The 17,677-nt window shown below is 72.1% G+C and carries 16 protein-coding genes; 12 read left to right on the forward strand and 4 right to left on the reverse strand.

Translation table 11 applies throughout. The features are described 5' to 3' along the window. Positions 1–13: 13 nt before the first annotated feature. Complete coding sequence (locus tag ACQPZZ_RS17200; protein ID WP_432933206.1) at positions 14–1,792, forward strand: condensation domain-containing protein; 1,779 nt, start codon at positions 14–16, stop codon at positions 1,790–1,792. A gap of 84 nt (positions 1,793–1,876) precedes the next feature. Continuing rightward, positions 1,877–2,518 (forward strand): response regulator transcription factor, encoded by a 642-nt coding sequence (locus ACQPZZ_RS17205; RefSeq protein WP_363642999.1) that lies wholly within the window; start codon positions 1,877–1,879, stop codon positions 2,516–2,518. 7 nt (positions 2,519–2,525) lie between these two features. Here ACQPZZ_RS17205 and ACQPZZ_RS17210 read toward each other — a convergent pair whose 3' ends face one another. The 4 genes from ACQPZZ_RS17210 to ACQPZZ_RS17225 all read right to left on the reverse strand — a co-directional run bounded on the left by ACQPZZ_RS17210 (position 2,526) and on the right by ACQPZZ_RS17225 (position 7,080). Then, on the reverse strand, positions 2,526–3,632 hold the full coding sequence (locus ACQPZZ_RS17210; RefSeq protein ID WP_432933208.1) for a sensor histidine kinase: 1,107 nt from the start codon (positions 3,630–3,632) through the stop codon (positions 2,526–2,528). A gap of 406 nt (positions 3,633–4,038) precedes the next feature. Further along, a complete protein-coding gene (gap, locus tag ACQPZZ_RS17215) occupies positions 4,039–5,037 on the reverse strand; it encodes a type I glyceraldehyde-3-phosphate dehydrogenase (protein ID WP_432933210.1) in 999 nt (332 codons plus the stop codon). Positions 5,038–5,200: 163 nt separating this feature from the next. Further along, positions 5,201–6,148: a GlxA family transcriptional regulator gene (locus ACQPZZ_RS17220; RefSeq protein ID WP_432933212.1), complete on the reverse strand. Its 948-nt coding sequence runs from the start codon at positions 6,146–6,148 to the stop codon at positions 5,201–5,203. Positions 6,149–6,360: 212 nt separating this feature from the next. Then, entirely contained in the window at positions 6,361–7,080 is a 720-nt protein-coding gene (locus ACQPZZ_RS17225) for a DUF2306 domain-containing protein (protein ID WP_432933214.1), read from the reverse strand. 102 nt (positions 7,081–7,182) lie between these two features. On the opposite strand from ACQPZZ_RS17225, the gene ACQPZZ_RS17230 reads away from it, so the two are divergent. From ACQPZZ_RS17230 to ACQPZZ_RS17275, 10 genes are all read left to right on the forward strand, one after another. Next, entirely contained in the window at positions 7,183–7,923 is a 741-nt protein-coding gene (locus ACQPZZ_RS17230; RefSeq protein WP_432933216.1) for a TetR/AcrR family transcriptional regulator, read from the forward strand. Positions 7,924–8,056: 133 nt separating this feature from the next. Then, on the forward strand, positions 8,057–9,466 hold the full coding sequence (locus ACQPZZ_RS17235) for a hypothetical protein (protein WP_432933218.1): 1,410 nt from the start codon (positions 8,057–8,059) through the stop codon (positions 9,464–9,466). A gap of 226 nt (positions 9,467–9,692) precedes the next feature. Next, positions 9,693–10,115 (forward strand): hypothetical protein, encoded by a 423-nt coding sequence (locus tag ACQPZZ_RS17240; protein WP_432933220.1) that lies wholly within the window; start codon positions 9,693–9,695, stop codon positions 10,113–10,115. A gap of 8 nt (positions 10,116–10,123) precedes the next feature. Continuing rightward, complete coding sequence (locus ACQPZZ_RS17245; RefSeq protein ID WP_432933222.1) at positions 10,124–11,308, forward strand: LLM class flavin-dependent oxidoreductase; 1,185 nt, start codon at positions 10,124–10,126, stop codon at positions 11,306–11,308. Beyond that, positions 11,305–12,597, forward strand: coding sequence for an MsnO8 family LLM class oxidoreductase (locus ACQPZZ_RS17250; protein ID WP_432933224.1), 1,293 nt, complete (start codon positions 11,305–11,307; stop codon positions 12,595–12,597). Before ACQPZZ_RS17245 ends, ACQPZZ_RS17250 begins: the two co-directional genes overlap by 4 nt. Beyond that, positions 12,594–13,460: an amino acid ABC transporter permease gene (locus ACQPZZ_RS17255; protein ID WP_432933227.1), complete on the forward strand. Its 867-nt coding sequence runs from the start codon at positions 12,594–12,596 to the stop codon at positions 13,458–13,460. Before ACQPZZ_RS17250 ends, ACQPZZ_RS17255 begins: the two co-directional genes overlap by 4 nt. Positions 13,461–13,483: 23 nt before the next feature. Further along, positions 13,484–14,236 (forward strand): amino acid ABC transporter ATP-binding protein, encoded by a 753-nt coding sequence (locus tag ACQPZZ_RS17260; RefSeq protein ID WP_363642995.1) that lies wholly within the window; start codon positions 13,484–13,486, stop codon positions 14,234–14,236. Positions 14,237–14,264: 28 nt separating this feature from the next. Continuing rightward, positions 14,265–15,266 carry an ABC transporter substrate-binding protein gene (locus tag ACQPZZ_RS17265; RefSeq protein ID WP_432933229.1) on the forward strand — a complete coding sequence of 334 codons (1,002 nt, stop codon included), beginning with the start codon at positions 14,265–14,267 and terminating at the stop codon, positions 15,264–15,266. Then, positions 15,263–15,973: a GNAT family N-acetyltransferase gene (locus ACQPZZ_RS17270; protein ID WP_432933231.1), complete on the forward strand. Its 711-nt coding sequence runs from the start codon at positions 15,263–15,265 to the stop codon at positions 15,971–15,973. The genes ACQPZZ_RS17265 and ACQPZZ_RS17270 overlap by 4 nt, the downstream gene beginning before the upstream one ends. Next, positions 15,970–17,580: an ABC transporter substrate-binding protein gene (locus ACQPZZ_RS17275; RefSeq protein ID WP_432933233.1), complete on the forward strand. Its 1,611-nt coding sequence runs from the start codon at positions 15,970–15,972 to the stop codon at positions 17,578–17,580. The genes ACQPZZ_RS17270 and ACQPZZ_RS17275 overlap by 4 nt, the downstream gene beginning before the upstream one ends. The last annotated feature ends 97 nt before the right edge of the window (positions 17,581–17,677 follow it).

The following is a 17,677-nucleotide window of genomic DNA, read 5'->3' on the forward strand; positions in this document are numbered from 1 at the left end:
CACGGAGCGACACATGACCACAGACACGACGGCGGCCACGCGTCACCGCGTCCCGGTGCGCTTTCGCGGCGACCGGGCCGAGACAGGGCCGCTCACACACGGGCAGTTGAACATCCTGGCGTGGCTGCGCGAGGCCGGAAACGAGGCCGGGCTCGCGCACGCCACGCTCGAGTGGGCCTTCGACATCCCGGCAGACATCCCCGGCGGGGTGACCGTGGCCGACGTCGTCGAGGTCCTCTCCGCCCTGATCGGCCGCTACGAAACGCTGCGGACCACCTTCTCCGGGCAGGACAAGCCCCTCCAGCGGGTGGCCGCCGCCGGCGAACTCATGCTCGACGTCTACGAGGCCGGCCCGGACGACGCCCGGGATCCGCAGGAGCTGTTCGACGAGATCGGCGACTCGCTGCGGGCCGATCCGTACGATCCGGAGACGCAGTTACCGCTGCGGGTCGCCGCCGTCGTGAGCGGGGGTCTGGTGCGTGCGGTGCTCGCCGGATACTCCCACCTGGCGGTGGACCGGCAGGCGATAGCCGTGCTCAAGCGTGAGTTCACCCGGATGCTTCGCGACCCGGCGGGCCGCCGTCCGGGGCCGCCCGTCCACCAGCCGCTGGATCAGGCACGGGCCGAAGCCGCCCCTCGGGGACGGCGGCGGGCCGAGGCCACCCTGCGTTATTTCGAGGAGCAGTTGCGGCGCCTGCCGCAGTGCCTGTACCCGGCTCCGCGCCCCGGCGGGCCCGGCGCCTCTGTCGCGGTCGAGCTGTGGTCGCCGGCCGCGGCCCTGGCTCTGCCCTATGTGGCGGCGCGCACCCGGGCGAGCCGGTCGAACGTCGTCCTGGCGGCGGCGTGCGCCGTGATCGCTCAGCGCACGGGGCGCACCCGCTGGCCCTTCACCGTCCTGGTCGGCAACCGGTTCGGGGACCGGCTGGCGAACTACGCGGGCACGCTCGTGCAGGCCGGGCTCCAGCTGGCGGACGCCGACGCGGACGGCTTCGACGAGCTGGTGCGGCGGGTCTGGACCAGCGGACTGCTCGCCGGCCGGCACGGCATGTACGACGTGACGCGGCGCATGGAGCTCGCCCGGCGCATCGAGCGGGACAGGGGGGTCGCCTTCTGCTTCGAGCCGTTCTTCAACAACGTCATCATCGACGCCAGGGACCCGGGCATCCCCGGGCCGCCTCCCGCCGACCGGCTGATCGACACCCTGCCGCGCACCCGGCTGCGCGCCCGGCCGATGCCGCCCACGCCCGCGACCGTGCGCTTCGATCTGTGGGAGGCCGACCGGGCGCTCCGGCTGGACCTGTGGACCGGGGACAGCGGCCGGGTGCCGGAAGGTGAGCTCGAGTCCATGCTGCGGGCCGTGGAGCGGCTGATCGTGGCGGCGGCGGCCGGCGACCTCGACCGGGCCGGGATGCGTCATCTGATAGGCCTGCCGCCGATCGGAGACGGCGGAGGCCGGCTACTGCTGGACCACTGCCTCATCGAGCCGGCCGAGGTGCAGCGCCTGGTCGACGACGCGCTCGCGCCCTGCCCGGCCCGGGTCTTCCCTGCCGTCGACGGCCGCGAGCTGGTGGCGTTCGTGGCCGCCACGGCGGAGGGGACCGCGCACCCACCGGGACCGCCCGGCGTGACGTCGGTCGTCCAGGCGCACGACCGGTGCATGGCGGCGCTGCCGGGCCGTCCGACCGCGATGACGCCCCGCCACTACGTCCTGTGCGAACGTACCCCGCACGACCTCGCCGACCCGGCCGCCTGGCGGCGCGAAGGGGTTCTGGACGAGGGGCCGGGTCGCTGAGCCACACAATTGGGGAAAATGGTAGGGGGAAATACCAGAAAAATGGACGTATCTGCTTCACGGTGATAGAAAGTGGCTCTGCTTATGCCTTCTCCGTGGGACGGAACGGGATTGCGGACGCTGAGAATTCTCCTTGCCGAAGACGTGCACATGGTTCGGGGAGCACTGGTGGCGCTGCTCGAACTGGAACCCGATTTCTCCGTGGTGGCCAGCGTGAGCCGCGGTGACGACATCGTGCCCACCGCGCTCCGGCTCACCCCCGACGTCGCGATCATCGACATCGACCTGCCGTACGTCGACGGTCTGACCGCCGCCGAGATCCTCTCCCGGGAACTGCCGTCCTGCCGCACCCTGATCCTGACCAACCTCGGCCGTCCGGGAACGCTGCGGCGCGCGCTGAGCGCCCACGTCGCGGGCTTCCTGCTCAAGGACGCGCGGCCCGAACGCCTGGCCGAGGCGGTACGCGGGGTGGCGGACGGGCGGCGGGTCATCGATCCGCAGCTGGCCCTGGCCGCCTGGGACGGCGCCGCCAATCCGCTGTCCCGGCGGGAGATCGAGGTGCTCCGCCTGGCCGCGACCGGCAGCGAGGCGCGGGAGATCGCCGCCTCCCTGCACCTGTCGGTGGGAACCGTGCGCAACTACCTGACGACGATCGTGACCAAGCTGAACGCGCGCAACCGCGTGGACGCCATCCGGATCGCCGAGGAGGCCGGCTGGATTCCGTGATCCGGGATCAGACGGGCTGCGCCGCCGGCGCCGCGGCGGGCAGCGGCGCCTCCGCGACCAGGCGGAACCAGCCGTCCTCGCCGTCGGCCGCCGACAGGAATCCGCCGATGCCGGTCAGCCGCATCGATAGATTGTGCAGTCCGCTCCCGCCGGTGGCGCCGGTGGCCGGCTCGACGTCGGCGCCGTCGTTGGAGATCTCCAGGCGGATCGCGCCGGCCCTCTCGGCCGCCCGGATCACGCAGTGCTGCGCCTTGCTGTGGCGCAGGATGTTGGTGACCGCCTCGCGCAGCACCGTGGCCAGGGTCGTGTCATGCGTCTGCGGCAGCGGGCCGCACGTTATCGACAGCTCGGTCTCCACGTCGGCCGCGGCCAGCACCGACACCGCCGAGTTCGCCTCCTCGGCGAGCGACATGTCCCGGTAGCCGCTGGCCACCAGGCGCACGTCGGACAGGGCCTGGCGGGCCGTGCCGAGCAGGTCGGCGACCTCCTCCCGGGCGCGATCCGGGTTGGCCGGCAGCAGCCGGTACACCAGCTCGGCCTTGAGCGTGATCGCGGAAAGGTTGTAGCCGAGCAGGTCGTGCAGGTCGCGTGCGACCCGCAGTCGTTCCCGCGTCACCGCCAGGCGGGCCAGCTCGCCCCGGGTGGCGTGCACCTCGGCGACCAGGGCCGCCAGACGGCGCAGCCCGTAGACGACCAGGCCGGTCAGCACCGTGGACACGGTCAGATAGGCGGTGTCCTCCACCGTCATGCCCGCCAGCAGGGGCGGCAGCATCACACTGACGATCACGCCGGCGAGGAGCGCCCACCGCCACCCGCCCCCCGCCGCGAGCAGGATCGATCCCGCCAGGAAACCGGCCATCCCGCCCCACACCTTGCCGAGCCACAGGAACGGCAGATAGGTGGCGAGCGCCTGGAGGGAGACGGTCAGCGCCCGGTAGCGGGCCGGCCACCGCTGCACGTCCACGGCCGAGTGCAGAGTCTGCAGCGTGAAAACCATCGCCAGGAACACCAGGGAGGCGAATAATTCGAGCCCGCTCGGGTGCAGCGCGAGAATATTTAGGAGCGCGATGAAATTGAAACAGAACAGCGCGACAATGGTGATGGCGAATGCCACCCGAGGTGCCCGCGTTTCCCCCTCGACGTTCTCGTCGTGCGGCCCCGGCGGCGTATTCGACAGCACGCCGAAGCGCGCTGGATTGTCTTCGTCCACTCCGCACCCATCTGCCGGCCCGTGGGCAGGGGAGGCATGCGTCACGCTCGTTCGCCGCGTCCGATCCGGCCGGGTGCCCGTCCCCGGCCGACGCGTTGCGTCTGCTGAACCCACCGTCCGCCGAGGGCCCGGCCGAAAGTTTCGATAACTGATCGAAACTTCTCGAGAAGATGATGGGGTCCCGGCGCGGGAGCGTCAAGGGGCATTCCGCGTGACAGACGCCCGGCGGGAAAGGTCCGAGCTCCCGCCGATGTCCGGGGCCGGTCGCGGCCCGGCCCCGGGCGGTCGGTCGTACGCGTTCCGGTGACGCTCAGCCGCGTGCGAGCAGCTCGAGCGTGTCGACGACGCGGTTCGAGAAGCCCCACTCGTTGTCGTACCAGGCCACCACCTTCACGTGCCTGCCGTGGACGCGGGTGAGGGCGGCGTCGAAGATCGACGACGCCGGCTGGCCGGTGATGTCGCTGGAGACCAGCGGCTCGTCGGCGTAATCGAGGATGCCCTTGAGCCTGCCGTCGGCGGCGGCGCGGTAGGCCGCGAGCACCTCGTCGCGGGTGACCTCGCGTGAGACGGTGGTGTTCAGCTCCACGAGCGAACCCACCGGGACCGGCACGCGGATCGAGTCGCCCGACAGCCTGCCGTCCAGGTTCGGGAGCACCAGGCCGATGGCCTTGGCGGCCCCGGTGGTGGTGGGCACGATGTTCACGCCGGCGGCGCGGGCGCGGCGCAGGTCGCGGTGCGGGCCGTCCTGCAGGTTCTGCTCCTGCGTGTAGGCGTGCACCGTGGTCATGAAGCCGTGCTCGATGCCGGCCAGGTCGTCCAGTACGGACGCCAGCGGAGCCAGCGCGTTCGTGGTGCACGACGCGTTCGACACGATCACATGCCGGGCGGGGTCGTAGGCCTCGGTGTTCACGCCGTAGGCGATCGTGACGTCGGCGCCGTCGGAGGGGGCGCTCACCAGCACCCGCCCGGCGCCGGCGTCGATGTGCGCGCGGGCGGCGTCCGCCTTGGTGAACCGGCCGGTGGATTCGAGCACGACGTCGACGCCGAGCTCGGCCCACGGCAGCTTGGCGGGCTCGCGTTCGGCGAGCACCGCGATGCGGCGTCCGCCGATCACGAGATCGGTCCCGTCGACCTCGACCGAGTGACCGAGACGGCCGAGCGAGCTGTCGTACTTGAGCAGGTGGGCGAGGGCCTCGGGAGCGGTGAGGTCGTTGACGGCGACCACGTCGAGGTCGCTGTCACGCTCCAGCAGGGCGCGGAGGGTGTTACGTCCGATGCGGCCGAATCCGTTGACGGCGATGCGGGTCATGGAGATTCCTTTCGTTCCGCACTCCATGATCGGCACTCTGCGGCCGCGCCGACAGTGGCTTGAACGACACTGGGCGCAAGGATCTTGCCAGAACTTTCGCCATGGGTCGCAAGGATCTCGCCACCCCTGGCGATGCATGCGTACGCGAGGCGTCCCGGGGAGCTCAGGCGGAGAAGGTGTGGCGATACTCGGTGGGAGAGGTGCCGAGAATGCGCTGGAAGTGCAGGCGCAGGTTCGCGCCGGTGCCCAGGCCGACCCGGTCGGCGATCTGCTCCACGTTCAGATCGGTGCGTTCGAGCAGTTCGCGCGCCAGGTCCACCCGCGCCCGGAGCACCCACTGCATCGGCGTGTAGCCGGTGTCCTCCACGAACCGCCGCGAGAAGGTGCGCGCCGACACCCGCGCGTGGCGGGCGAGCGTCTCGAGGGTCAGCCGTTCGGACAGGTGGGCCAGGGCCCACTCGCGGGTGCTCGCGAACAGGTCGCCGAGCGGCTCGGGCACACTCCGGGGCACGTACTGCGCCTGCCCCCCGCTGCGGTAGGGCGCCGCCACCAGCCGTCGCGCCACGTGGTTGGAGAGCCCGACTCCGTGGTCGCGCCGCACGAGGTGCAGGCAAAGGTCGATGCCGGACGCCGCGCCCGCCGATGTCAGCACGTTGCCCTCGTCCACGAAGAGCACGTTCTCGTCCACCCGCACGAGCGGATGCTTGTCGGCGAGAGCCTTCGTGTAGTGCCAGTGGGTCGTCGCGCGCCTGCCGTCGAGCAGGCCCGTCGCCGCCAGCGCGAACGCTCCCGTCGAGATGGCCGCGAGCCTGGAGCCGCGCTCGTGGGCGGCGATCAGGGCGCCGACCACCGCCGCCGGAGGTTCGGTGGTCGCCGGCTCCCGGTAGCCGGGGATGAAGACGGTGTCGGCCTGCTCGAAGGCCTCCAGGCCCTCGGCCACGTGATAGGAAAGGCCGTCGCCGCCGGTCACCAGCCCCGGCGTGGCACCGCACACCCGCACCTCGTACGGCATGCTCGGCCGGTTCGAGAACACCTGCGCGGGGATGCCGACGTCGAGCGGCTTCGCGCCCTCCAGCACGAGCACGGCGACACGGTGGTTCCTCGGGCCCATCGGCCTCCTCCCGCTCCGCGCGATCAACCGGCATCTTTCGCACCCTGACCGCGATGACATCTATCGCAAGCATCCTGCCATCGCCGCCGAAGCCGGCTCGGGGGAGCCGTTCACCCGTGCCGGCCGAGACGGTGGAGTCGCTGGGTGCTCGGGGATTTGGCCGAGGCGGAGGCGGACCCGGGCCGGGGTCGTTCCGGGAGTGGTCTCCGGCGTCAGGTCGCGAGCTCGGCGCGGCGGCCGCGGCGGGCCACCTCGCGCTCCAGGTACCACTCCACGGCCAGCAGCGGGATCGTCCAGCCGAGCCAGCCGGACAACCCGGAGATCGTCCACGCCATCAGGTCGGGGTCGCCGTGGAAGACGGTGTCCTGCAGCGGGGGCAGGGCGATGATCAGGATCCCGGTCCACACCCGGTTGGTGATGATGGAGTAGGTCAGCACGGCGCTGCGCAGCATCCAGCGCCGGTGCCCGGCGTACCGGCGGGCGCGGGCGGCGCGCCAGCCCGCCGCGGTGAAGGCCAGCCACAGCGAGGCGAGGAGCACGTCGCTGACCGCGAGGAACGGCCCGAACGGGGTGCGCGCCCCGATGACCAGGCCGGTCAGCCCGGCCGGCAGCACCCCGGCGAACACGTAGACCCGCCCGGCGCGCCGGTGCCACACCGGGTGCCGCCGGCGGAACCACGGCCACACCTGGAAGAACGCGGTGACCATGGCGACCGAGGCGAACAGCACGTGCGCCACGAGCAGCGGGTAGTGCAGGCCGAACCCCTCGGGCTGCGGCACCCGGGACAGCGACGGGTCCCCGGTCAGGTACGGCGGCAGCGAGAACGCGAGGAACCCGGCCGTGACCAGGCCGAGCGGCACCGTCCAGCGGCGCCGCCACCACGGACGCCGGCGGACCGGCGCCGGCCGAGGACTGTCGATCGTCGTGCGCATGGCGACTCCAGGAGAGACGGCGAGTAGATGCGTATGGCATACGCTTAATGCGTACCCTATACGCAATGCGTAGTCCATACGCAAACTGGTAAGCTCCCTGAAGTGCCGGACGACAACGAAGACGAGCTGCCGCATGCGCTGAACGTGCTGTGGGGGCGAACCAAGCCGAAGGGGCGGGGACGCACGCCTGCGCTCAGCCTGGAGCGGATCGTGGCGGCGGCCATCGCCCTCGCCGACGAGGAGGGTCTGGCCGCGCTGTCCATGGCCCGGCTCGCCGAACGGCTCGGCTGCGCGCCCATGTCGCTGTATCGGCACGTGGACGGCAAGGACGACCTGCAGCTGTTCATGCTGGACGCCGCGCCCGGCCCGCCGCCGGAGTTCGGCGCGGCGCCGGCCGACTGGCGCGGCTCACTCACCCGGTGGGCCGTCGAGCTGTTCGGCGTCTACCTGCGGCACCCGTGGATCGTCCAGTTGGTGAGCTCCCCGCCGATGGATCCCGGCCAGCTCGCCTGGCTGGACGCCGCGCTGCGCGCCCTCGGTGGCACACCGCTGGGCTGGCGGGCCCGGTTCTCGGTGGTCATGCTGGTGCTGCACTACGTACGCGGCGCGGCCCAGCTTTCGAGCTCCAGGACCGCCGAACCAGAGGAAGGGCCCGACGGGGCGTACGCCGCCCTGCTCACCGAGCTCGCCGATCCCGACCGGTTCCCGGCGCTGGCCCGCGCCGTCGAGGCTGGAGTGTTCGCTCCCCAACCGGGCGCCGGTCCGGACGACGACTTCCACGCCGGCCTGGACCACCTGCTCGACGGGGTGGAAGTGGCGATCGAACGCGCCGCCCGGGCCTGAGCCGGGGCCGCCGGCCGGTGCCGCTGTGGTCACGGCCGGCACGGGGCATCGGCGTGGAGACTGCGCCGGGGCTGGTTCGGCGGATAGGCGTTAGGCTGCCCCGACCCCCGTGAATCCTCAGGAAAGTCTTCCGATGCGCGCAGTCGCGTTCTTCTGGTCGGCAGCAGTGGTGTTGTCACTGTGGGAACTGCTGGCCGAGCCCCTGTTCGCCGAGGTGGTGACGGTGGTCTGCGGCGGTGGCCTGCCGCTGGACATGCCGCCGCCCGGCCCGGCGGAGCAGGCGGCGGAGTTCCTCGGCGACTGGCTGGCCGTGCTCCAGCCCGCGTTGCTGGCCCTGGCCGCGGCCTGGGCGCTCCGTTCGCGGCCGGAAACCGCGCCGGCCCGCTCGCGGGCGCGGGCCGGCGCCGCCTGGCTGGGGCTGGCGGTCGCCCTGCTTCCCACCGCGCTGCACGAGGCCGAGAACCGCCTTGCCCCCGAACCGCCCTTGTGGTGGCGCGAGTGCCTGGAGGACCAGGTGACTCCGCCGTCCCTCGTGGTGCCGCGCCTGGTCCTGGCCTGGCTGTTCTCCCCCGCCACAATGATCCTGCTGGCCGGTCTCGCGGGCGCGGGGATCCGGCCCCGCCTGACCGACCTGCGGAACGCCGCGACGGCGGCGGTGGTCGTCGTGCTGGCCGCGCTCCTGCCCGGCGTGCTCATCGGCCCGCCGCGCAACGCCGACGGCACGCCGCGTTACGCTCTGGCCGGGCGGACCCTGCCGTACGTGCTCGATCTGGAGACGGGGGAGCCGGTGAGCAGACTGCCTCGGGCGACCCGCACCTACGGGCAGTACGGCCTCGTGGTCCGCGACACGGAGCCCGGTCACTACGTGGCGGCGTTGACGAGCCCGTCGGGGCGGTACTTCCGCCTCTACCGGCTGGCGATGGACGCCGACGGCCGGGTCACGGTCGGCGAGAGGCTCACCCCCACGCGCGAGGGCACCGTCAACGGCCTGGCCGTCTCGCCCGAGGGCAGCATCGCCTACGGGCGGATGACGGACGAGGCGAGCTACGTGGGCACCCTGGAGCGCGAATGGCCGACCAACGGCTACGGCCTCCAATGGCTCGACACCAGGACGCTCGCGCTCCCCTCGTACAGCACACCGGGAAACACCCTGGCCACTCTCGACGTCGGCACGGGTGCGATCCGAGGCGTCGCCGCCCCGGCCGTGCACGAGCTCACCCGCCCGCTCCGGGTCCTTCCCGGTGGGCGGCAACTGCGCGCCCTCGGCTGGCCGGTCCGAGCACTCGTCCTGCACGAGGGGGCCCGGCTGATCAAGAATGTGCTCACGCTTGACTGCGGCCACATCGAGTCGCTCGCGCTCGCCCCGACCGGCCGCCACCTGCTGGTCGGCGTCGACAGGGAGGCCGACGAGATGGACAGGTCGCCCCTGGCCGGACTGCCGCCGTGTGGCGGCGCCGCCGCCCAGATTCTGCGTCTCGACCTCGAATCGGGCGAGATCCGAGTCGTTCCCGGCCGGCAGGAGCCCTTCGTCCAGGCGTGGTGACCGTCCTGCCGCCATGCGAGTCCGCTCCTCGGCGTCAGGGACACGGGCGTCGCTCGTCACTGGCACCTTCAGCCATTTCAACGAGTCCACCGTCACGGCCGAGAGGATCATGCGGGCCGTCTCTCGGCCGCCGTGCGGTCCGGTTTCCGGCGGCGGCCACGGAGAGAACCCGTTGACAAACTATGCTTTTCCTACATAGTTAGTAGGTAAACGTAAGGAGGGGCACGTGACCGCTCCCGCACACATCCCGCACGGGCGGCCGCGCAGGAGAGCGCACCTCGCGGCGCACTTCCCCGGCGTCGGCAGCACGACCGTCTGGCCCGGCCCCCGCTCCGGCAGCCAGATCTGCTTCACCTCCTTCCGTCACCTCGCGCGTACGGCGGAGCGCCGCAGATCTGACCTCCCCTTCCTCGCGAAAGGGCTGCGGCAGCGGGAGCCCTGCGAACCGGCTCGGCGCCCGGCGACCCTCGATCACCTCAGCGAGGGCGGGGCGGCCTGGAACGTGGCGACCACCTCGGCCGCCGAACCTCCGCCGCAGCGGCTACCTCGACAGGTCGGAGCCCTGCACGAGGACCGAGGAGTTCGTGTGAGTGGCCCGCGAGCCGCCTCGGCCTGCCCCCGTCCCGCGGACCGATCCTCCGAGAGGTAGACGACCACGTGAAATTCCTCGCCATCACCCTCATCGCGCACGGGCCCGACCCGCTGACCGGCCGGACCGCGTCCACCACCGAGCGGTTCCGGGAGGTCGTGGACACCGCCGTGCTCGCCGAGGAGCTGGGCTTCGACGGCTTCGGAGTGGGGGAGCGGCACGAGCGGCCCTTCATCTCCTCCTCCCCGCCGGTCGTGCTCAGCCACATCGCCGCTCGGACCTCCCGCATCCGGCTGTTCACCGCGGTCACCACACTCAGCCTGCTCGACCCCGTGCGGGCGTACGAGGACTACGCGACGCTCGACCACCTGTCGGGCGGCCGCCTCGAACTGATCATCGGTAAGGGGAACGGATCGGCCCAGGCGCGGCTCTTCCACGTCACGCCCGAGGACCAGTGGGACCGCAACCGGGAGGCGTACGAACTGTTCCGCAGGCTGTGGCGGGAGGACAAGGTCACCTGGGAGGGCCGCTTCCGGCCGTCCCTCACGGAGGCGGAGACCTGGCCACGCCCGTTGCAGCGGCCCATCCGCATCTGGCATGGCAGCGCCACCAGCAAGGACTCGGTCGATCTGGCCGCCCGCTACGGCGACCCGCTGTTCTCGGCCAACGTAACCAACCCCATCGAGCCGTACGCCGAACTGGTCGACCACTACCGCGAACGCTGGGCGCACTACGGGCACGACCCGGCCGGCGCGCTGGTGGGCGCGGGCAGCGCCGGCTTCTACGCGGCGCGCACCTCCCAGGAGGCGATCGCGACCTACCGGCCGATCTACGAGGCCCGCGTCGCGCTGTTCCGCCGGGCGGGCGTGGAGCCGGTCTTCCACTCGCTGGAGGACGCCATCGAGCGCGGGTCGATCCTCGTCGGCAGCCCGCAGCAGATCGTCGACAAGGTCCTCCGCTATCACCAGCGGCTCGGACACGAGGTCATGCACATCGGCGCGGACGCCGACGGCCTGACCCGGGCGCAGCACCGGACGGCGCTGGAGCTGTTCCAGAGCGACATCGCGCCCGTGCTGCGCGAGGAGATCCCGAGCAGACCGTTCCCCGCCCCGCCGGACACTCCGCGCGGCGCCGCCGTGCCCCCGCATGACACCGCCCGAGCCTCGCGGAGCGGCGTCACGCCCGCCCAGACAACCGCTGCGCAGAGCACCGCCACGCAGAGCACCGCCACGAGCAATGGAGTACCGGCATGAGCGTCCCGCGATCGGCAGCACAACCGGCACCACGGCCGGACCCCCAACCGGCCGGCCGCCCGGTTCCCCTGTCGATCCTCGACCTGTCCCCGATCCCGTCCGGCAGCGGCGCGGCGGACGCGCTGCGCAACAGCATCGACCTCGCCCGCAACGCCGAACGCCTGGGCTACCTCCGTTACTGGGTGGCCGAGCACCACTTCGCGGCCGGCGTCGCGAGCTCGGCCCCGGCGGTGCTCATCGGTTTCATCGCGGCCGCGACGAGCCACATCAGGGTGGGCTCCGGCGCGGTGCAGCTCGGCCACCAGACGCCGATCGCGGTGGTCGAGCAGTTCGGGCTGATCGACGCGCTTCATCCGGGCCGGCTCGACCTCGGGCTCGGCCGGTCCGGGCAGCGCAGGGCCGAGATCGTGGCGGAGGCCCATCAGACTCCCCAAGGCGCCCAGGCCCCCCAAGGCGCCCAGGCCCCCCAAGGCGCCCAGGCCCCCCAAGGCGCCCTGGCCGCCACGGCCGCCACGGCCGCCGCGCCGCGTGAGTCCCGCGTGGTGGACGGGCTGCTGATCCCGCCCGCGTTCTCCTTCGCCGAGGTCGCCCGCTCTCCGCGGCTCGCCCTCCAGGCCGCGCTGCTGCAGCAGCCGGGCGCGCGGACCCCCGACTTCGCCGATCAGGTGGACGAGGTCATCGCCTTCATCGAGGGCACCTACCGGTCGCGGGACGGGATCGAGGCGCACGCCGTACCGGGCGAGGGCGCCGAGGTGGAGCTGTGGATCCTGGGCAGCAGCGGCGGGCAGAGCGCACGGGTGGCGGGGGAGCGCGGACTGCCGTTCGCCGCCAACTACCACGTCAGCCCGTCGTCGGTGCTGGAGGCCGTGGAGGCGTACCGGGAGGCGTTCATCCCCTCCAAGGCGCTGTCCGAGCCGTACGTCGTCGTCTCCGCGGACGCGGTCGTGGCCGAGGACGACGCGACGGCCCGGGAGCTGGCCAAGCCGTACGGCCTGTGGGTGCGCGGCATCCGCACGGGCCAGGGGGCGATCCCCTATCCGACACCGGAGGAGGCGGACGCCCACGTCTGGAGCGACGCCGACCGGGAGCTGGTGGCCGACCGCGTGGACACCCAGTTCGCGGGCTCTCCGGAGACGGTCGCGGAGCGGCTGCGCGTGCTCCAGCGGGTCACGGGCGCCGACGAACTGCTCGTCACCACGATCACGCACCGGCACGCCGACCGGGTCCGCTCCTACGAGCTGCTCGCGGAGGCGTGGCAGGCGGGACGCGAGCCGGGGGCGGGGTCGTGACCGTCTCCGACCTCCGCGCGCCGGAGCTGGAGCGGGAGGACCCGCCGCTGCGGGTGGTGACCGCGCGGCGGCCGCTGCGCCTGGTCGCCGTGCTCGTGGTGCTGGTGCTGCTCGCGATGGCCGGCAACGCGCTCGTCACCAATCCCGCCTGGGAGTGGGAGGTTGTGGGGGAGTACCTGTTCGCCCCGTCGGTGGTGCGCTCGGTCGCGCTGACGCTGGAGCTGACCGCGCTGGCGATCGTCTTCGGCTTCCTCCTCGGCACGCTGCTCGCGCTGGCGCGGCTGTCGCCCAACCGGCTGCTGTCGAACGTCGCCAGAGGCTACGTGTGGGTGTTCCGGTCGGTGCCGCTGATCCTTCAGCTGCTGTTCTGGTACAACCTCGCGCTGCTCTACCCCCGGCTGACGTTCGGCGTCCCGTTCGGCCCGTCGTTCTTCGGCATCGGGACGATGGACCTGATCGGCCCGCTGACGGCGGCCGTGCTCGGTCTCACCCTGCACGAGGCGGCGTACGCGGCGGAGATCGTGCGGGGCGGGTTGCTGTCGGTCGACCACGGCCAGCGCGAGGCGGCCGCCGCGCTGGGCATCCCGCCCGTACGGCGGCTGCTGCGGATCATCCTGCCGCAGGCCATGCGGAGCATCGTGCCGAACGCGGGGAACCAGGTCGTCGGGCTGGTGAAGGGCACCTCGGTCGTCTACATCATGGCGCTGCCCGAGCTGTTCTACCAGGTCCAGGTGATCTACAACCGCAACGGCAGGGTCATGGCCCTGCTCCTGGTCGCGGCGATCTGGTACCTGATCCTGACCACCGTGCTGTCGGTGGCGCAGCACTACGTGGAGCGGCACTACGGCAGGGGCCACCGGTGAGCCCGGCCGGGACGGACACCGCCATGGTGGAGCTGCGGGGTGTGCACAAGAGCTTCGGTTCTCTCCACGTGCTGCGCGGCGTGGACCTGAGCGTGGGCCGGGGCGAGGTCGCGGTGATCGTGGGTCCTTCCGGCTCGGGCAAGTCCACCCTGCTCCGCACGATCAACCACCTCGAGAAGGTGGAGCGCGGCTCGGTGCGGGTGGACGGCGCGTTGCTGGGCTACCGCAGGGTCGGCGACCGCCTGTACGAGCTGCCGGAACGCGAGATCCTGCGCCAGCGCACCGCGATCGGGTTCGTCTTCCAGGCGTTCAACCTCTTCCCCCACCTCACCGTGAGGCAGAACGTCACCGAGGCGCCGCTGTCGGCGCAGCGCAGGCCACGTGCCGAGGTCGAGGCGCTGGCCGCGCACCTGCTCGACCGTGTGGGCCTGGCCGACAAGGCGGAGGCGTACCCCGCGACGCTCTCGGGCGGGCAGCGGCAGCGGGTCGCGATCGCGCGGGCGCTCGCGCTCGAACCCAAGCTGCTGCTGTTCGACGAGCCGACCTCCGCCCTCGACCCCGAGCTCGTGGGTGAGGTCCTGGAGGTCGTCAAGGACCTCGCCCGCAGCGGCACCACCATGATCGTCGTCACTCACGAGCTGGGCTTCGCCCGCGAGGTGGCCGACACCGTCGTCTTCATGGACGGCGGCCGGATCGTCGAGCACGGCCCGCCCGCCCAGGTGCTGGACGATCCCCGCCACGAACGGACCCGCGCCTTCATCGGCAAGGTCCGCTGACCTCCCTTCCGACCAATAGGAGACACCCGTGCACGCCACAGCCCGGCGGGCCCGCGTCCTGCCCGCCCTCGTCCTCCTGCCCGCACTGGCCGGCCTGGTCGCGGCCTGCGGGACGGATCCGTCCGACGGCCCCGCCGGTGATCGGCCGCCGGCCGTGGCGCCCGCCACCGGTGCCGGTCCGAACCTCGGCCCGGACCAGAACAGGATCCGCGCGGAGAAGGTGCCCGCGATCGCCGCCGAGGTGCCCGCGGCCGTCGCGGCCGACGGCGCGCTCACGGTCGGCTTCAGCGCCGACGGGGCGCCGCCGCTCGCGTTCCCCGCGACCGACGACACCACGCTGATCGGGGTCGAGACCGACATCGCCCAGCTCGTGGCCGACGTGCTGGGGCTGCGCCTGGACGCGCGAACGAGCTCCTGGGAGAACCTGTTCCTCGCGGCGAAGTCGGGCAAGTACGAGGCGGTCCTCAACAACGTCACGGTCACCGAGGAGCGCAAGGACGTCTACGACTTCGCCACCTACCGCGTCGACCAGCTCGCCTGGCAGGTGCCCGAGACGAGCCCGATCAAATCGATCACCAAACCCGCCGACATCGCGGGTCTGCGGGTGTCGGTCGGTGCCGGGACCAACCAGGAGAAGATCCTGCTCGACTGGGACCGGCAGAACAGGGCGGCCGGCCGGAAACCGGCCGAGATCCAGTACTACCAGAAGTACGGCGACGTGCTGCTGGCGCTCAAGTCGGGGCGCATCCAGGCGTACTTCGGGCCCAACCCCACGATCGCGTACAACATCGCGGTCAGCGGCGGATCGCGCATCGTGGGCACCTACTCGGGTGCGGGGCCGGACCTGCAGGGCCTGATCGCGGCGATGACGAAGAAGGCGAACGGCCTGGTCAAGCCCATCAACGAGGCGCTGAACACGGTGATCGCCAACGGCAGGTACCTGGAGGTGCTGAAGCGGTGGGGCCTCGCCAACGAGGCCGTCCCCAAGTCGCAGATCAACCCTCCGGGCCTGCCCAGGCAGGCCGCGTGAGCGCGAGCGCGGGGGAGCACGGCCGCACCGGCGGGGGCGTGCCCGGCAACGAGGCGCCGGCTCACGGGGCGCCGGACTACGCGGTGCCGGACTACGCGGTGCCGGACTACGCGGTGCCGGACTACGCGGTGCCGGACTGTGCGGTTACGGACTACGGGACGCCGGACTGTGCGGTTGCGGACTACGCGGTGCGCCATGTCGGGGTCGGCGATCCCGAGGCGGAACCGCTGCTGCGCGGCCTCAGTGTGGAGTACACGGCCCGGTACGGCGCCAATGACGAGCTCGCCCGCTTCCCGGCGCACGAGTTCGCCCCGCCGCACGGGGCGTTCCTGGTCCTCGTCGCCGGCGGCGAGACCGTCGCGGGCGGCGCGTTCCGCAGGTACGACGCGGTCACGGCGGAGCTGAAGCGCATCTGGTCCCACCCCCGCCATCGGCGGCGAGGACTCGGCCGGGCCGTGGTGCGCGCCCTGGAGCGAGAGGCGGCCGCGCGCGGGTACCACCGGGTCTACCTCACGACCGGCCCCCGCCAGCCGGAGGCGGCGGCGCTCTACCTGGCAGCCGGATACACGCCGCTGTTCGACGTGGACGATCGTCCCGTCAACGGCCCCCTTCCCTTCGTCAAGGACCTCTCCGGCGCCGCGGTTAGTGGTGAGCCGCTGCCGGAGGCCGGAGCGTTCCACGCGGGCACAACAGGAGGACCACTTTGAAGGTCATCAGGGGCGTGCTGCCCCTCGTTCTCGTGGCGGCCCTGGCCGCGTGCGGCTCCCAGACGCCGGCCGCGCCGGCCGGCGGCACCTCGCTCACCTGGGCCGTCGAGACCGAGCCCATCACGTTCAACCCCCATCAGTGGGCGCAGAACAAGGCCAGGCTGCTGGTGTTCGACCAGTTCGACGCGCTCCTCGCGCGCGGCGAGGACGGGTCGTTCGTCCCGTGGCTCGCCCGGTCGTGGCGGGTCTCCGACGACGGGCGCACCTACACCTTCGAGTTGCGCGACGACGTCACCTTCCAGGACGGCACGAAGTTCGACGCGGCGGCGGTGAAGGCGAACCTGGACAAGCTGCGCGAGCCCGGCTACAACCCGACGGTCGCCGCCATCCAGTTGCACGCCTTCGACAGGGCGGAGGTACTCTCGCCCACCACGCTCGAAATCCGGCTCAAGGAGCCGGACGGGCTGTTCCTCGACTTCCTCGCCTCGCCGTACGCCGGGCAGGTGTCCCCGAAGTCCCTCAGGGAGGCCAAGGACCTCAAGGCCGGCGGCCCGGACGTGGTCGGGACCGGCCCGTTCATCCTCGACCGGTACGTGCGGGGCCAGGAGGTCCACTACCGGCGCAACCCCCGCTACAACTGGGCGCCGCAGGGCAGAACACACCAGGGGCCGGCGTACCTGTCGGAGATCACCTATCGTTTCCTGCCGCAGGCGGCCGTCCGGGCCGGCGCGCTCACCTCCGGGCAGGTCCAGGTGGTCGAGGGCGTGGCGGCCACCGACATCCAGGCGATCAAGCAGGACCCGGCCCTGTCCTTCCGGTCGGCGCTCAACTCCGGCACGGCGTTCTCCTACTACTTCAACACCTCCCATCCGCCCTTCGACGACAGGCGGGTGCGGCAGGCGTTCCGGGAGGCCGTCGACCTCGACGCCGTGCTGGCCTCCGTCTATCAGGGCACCGCCACGCGGGCGTGGAGCGTCGTCGGCAAGACCAGCCCCTTCTACGACCCGACCCTGGAAAGGACGTACGGCGGGGACGCCGCGAAGGCGAACGCGCTGCTCGACGCGGCGGGCTGGACCGGGCGCGACGCCGAGGGCTACCGGACGAAGGACGGCAAGCGGCTGACGGTCCGCTCGGTGGCGTCGGCGCCGTTCGTCCGCGACCGCAGGGACATCCTGGCGCAGGCCATCCAGGCGCAGGTCAAGCAGACGGCGGGGATCGACTTCCAGGTGAAGATCGTGGACCAGGGCTCGGCGCAGAAGGCGCTCGACGACGACGCGTACGAGATCTTCGAGAACTCGCGCGGCGACTCCGACGTCGGGGCCGCGCTCAACCTCATCCTGCCGAAGGGCGGCGCGATCAACCGCACCCACTACGACGACGCCCGGCTCGACGGATGGCTCGCCAGGGCGTCGGCGAGCTCCGACGCCGCCGAGCGTAAGGCGCTGTATGCCAAGGTCCAGCGGAAGGTGGTGGCCGACGAGGCTGTCGTCTTCCCCGTCTACGTCCCCTCTGACCAGATCGCCGCGAGCAGGAACGTGCAGGGCCTGGGCTTCGATCCGGTGTCCGGGACGCCGCGCGACGCCTACGACGTGCGGATCGCGGCATGACAGCGGCAGTGCCGGACCGGCAGCCCACCGATCCGCCGTCCAGGACACCGCCGTCCACGACACCGCCTTCCGGAGCCTGGCCGTCCGTGACACCGGC

This window comes from Microbispora sp. CA-135349, from assembly GCF_050947365.1.
Taxonomy (GTDB): Bacteria; Actinomycetota; Actinomycetes; order Streptosporangiales; family Streptosporangiaceae; genus Microbispora.

What these genes read in the sequence shown, in the direction of transcription:
- ACQPZZ_RS17200 (WP_432933206.1), top strand. Translation starts at nt 14, where the DNA reads ATGACCACAGACACGACGGCGGCCACGCGTCACCGCGTCCCGGTGCGC.
- ACQPZZ_RS17205 (WP_363642999.1), top strand. Translation starts at nt 1,877, where the DNA reads ATGCCTTCTCCGTGGGACGGAACGGGATTGCGGACGCTGAGAATTCTC.
- gap (WP_432933210.1), bottom strand. Translation starts at nt 5,037, where the DNA reads ATGACCCGCATCGCCGTCAACGGATTCGGCCGCATCGGACGTAACACC.
- ACQPZZ_RS17220 (WP_432933212.1), bottom strand. Translation starts at nt 6,148, where the DNA reads ATGGGCCCGAGGAACCACCGTGTCGCCGTGCTCGTGCTGGAGGGCGCG.
- ACQPZZ_RS17225 (WP_432933214.1), bottom strand. Translation starts at nt 7,080, where the DNA reads ATGCGCACGACGATCGACAGTCCTCGGCCGGCGCCGGTCCGCCGGCGT.
- ACQPZZ_RS17235 (WP_432933218.1), top strand. Translation starts at nt 8,057, where the DNA reads ATGCGCGCAGTCGCGTTCTTCTGGTCGGCAGCAGTGGTGTTGTCACTG.
- ACQPZZ_RS17250 (WP_432933224.1), top strand. Translation starts at nt 11,305, where the DNA reads ATGAGCGTCCCGCGATCGGCAGCACAACCGGCACCACGGCCGGACCCC.
- ACQPZZ_RS17260 (WP_363642995.1), top strand. Translation starts at nt 13,484, where the DNA reads ATGGTGGAGCTGCGGGGTGTGCACAAGAGCTTCGGTTCTCTCCACGTG.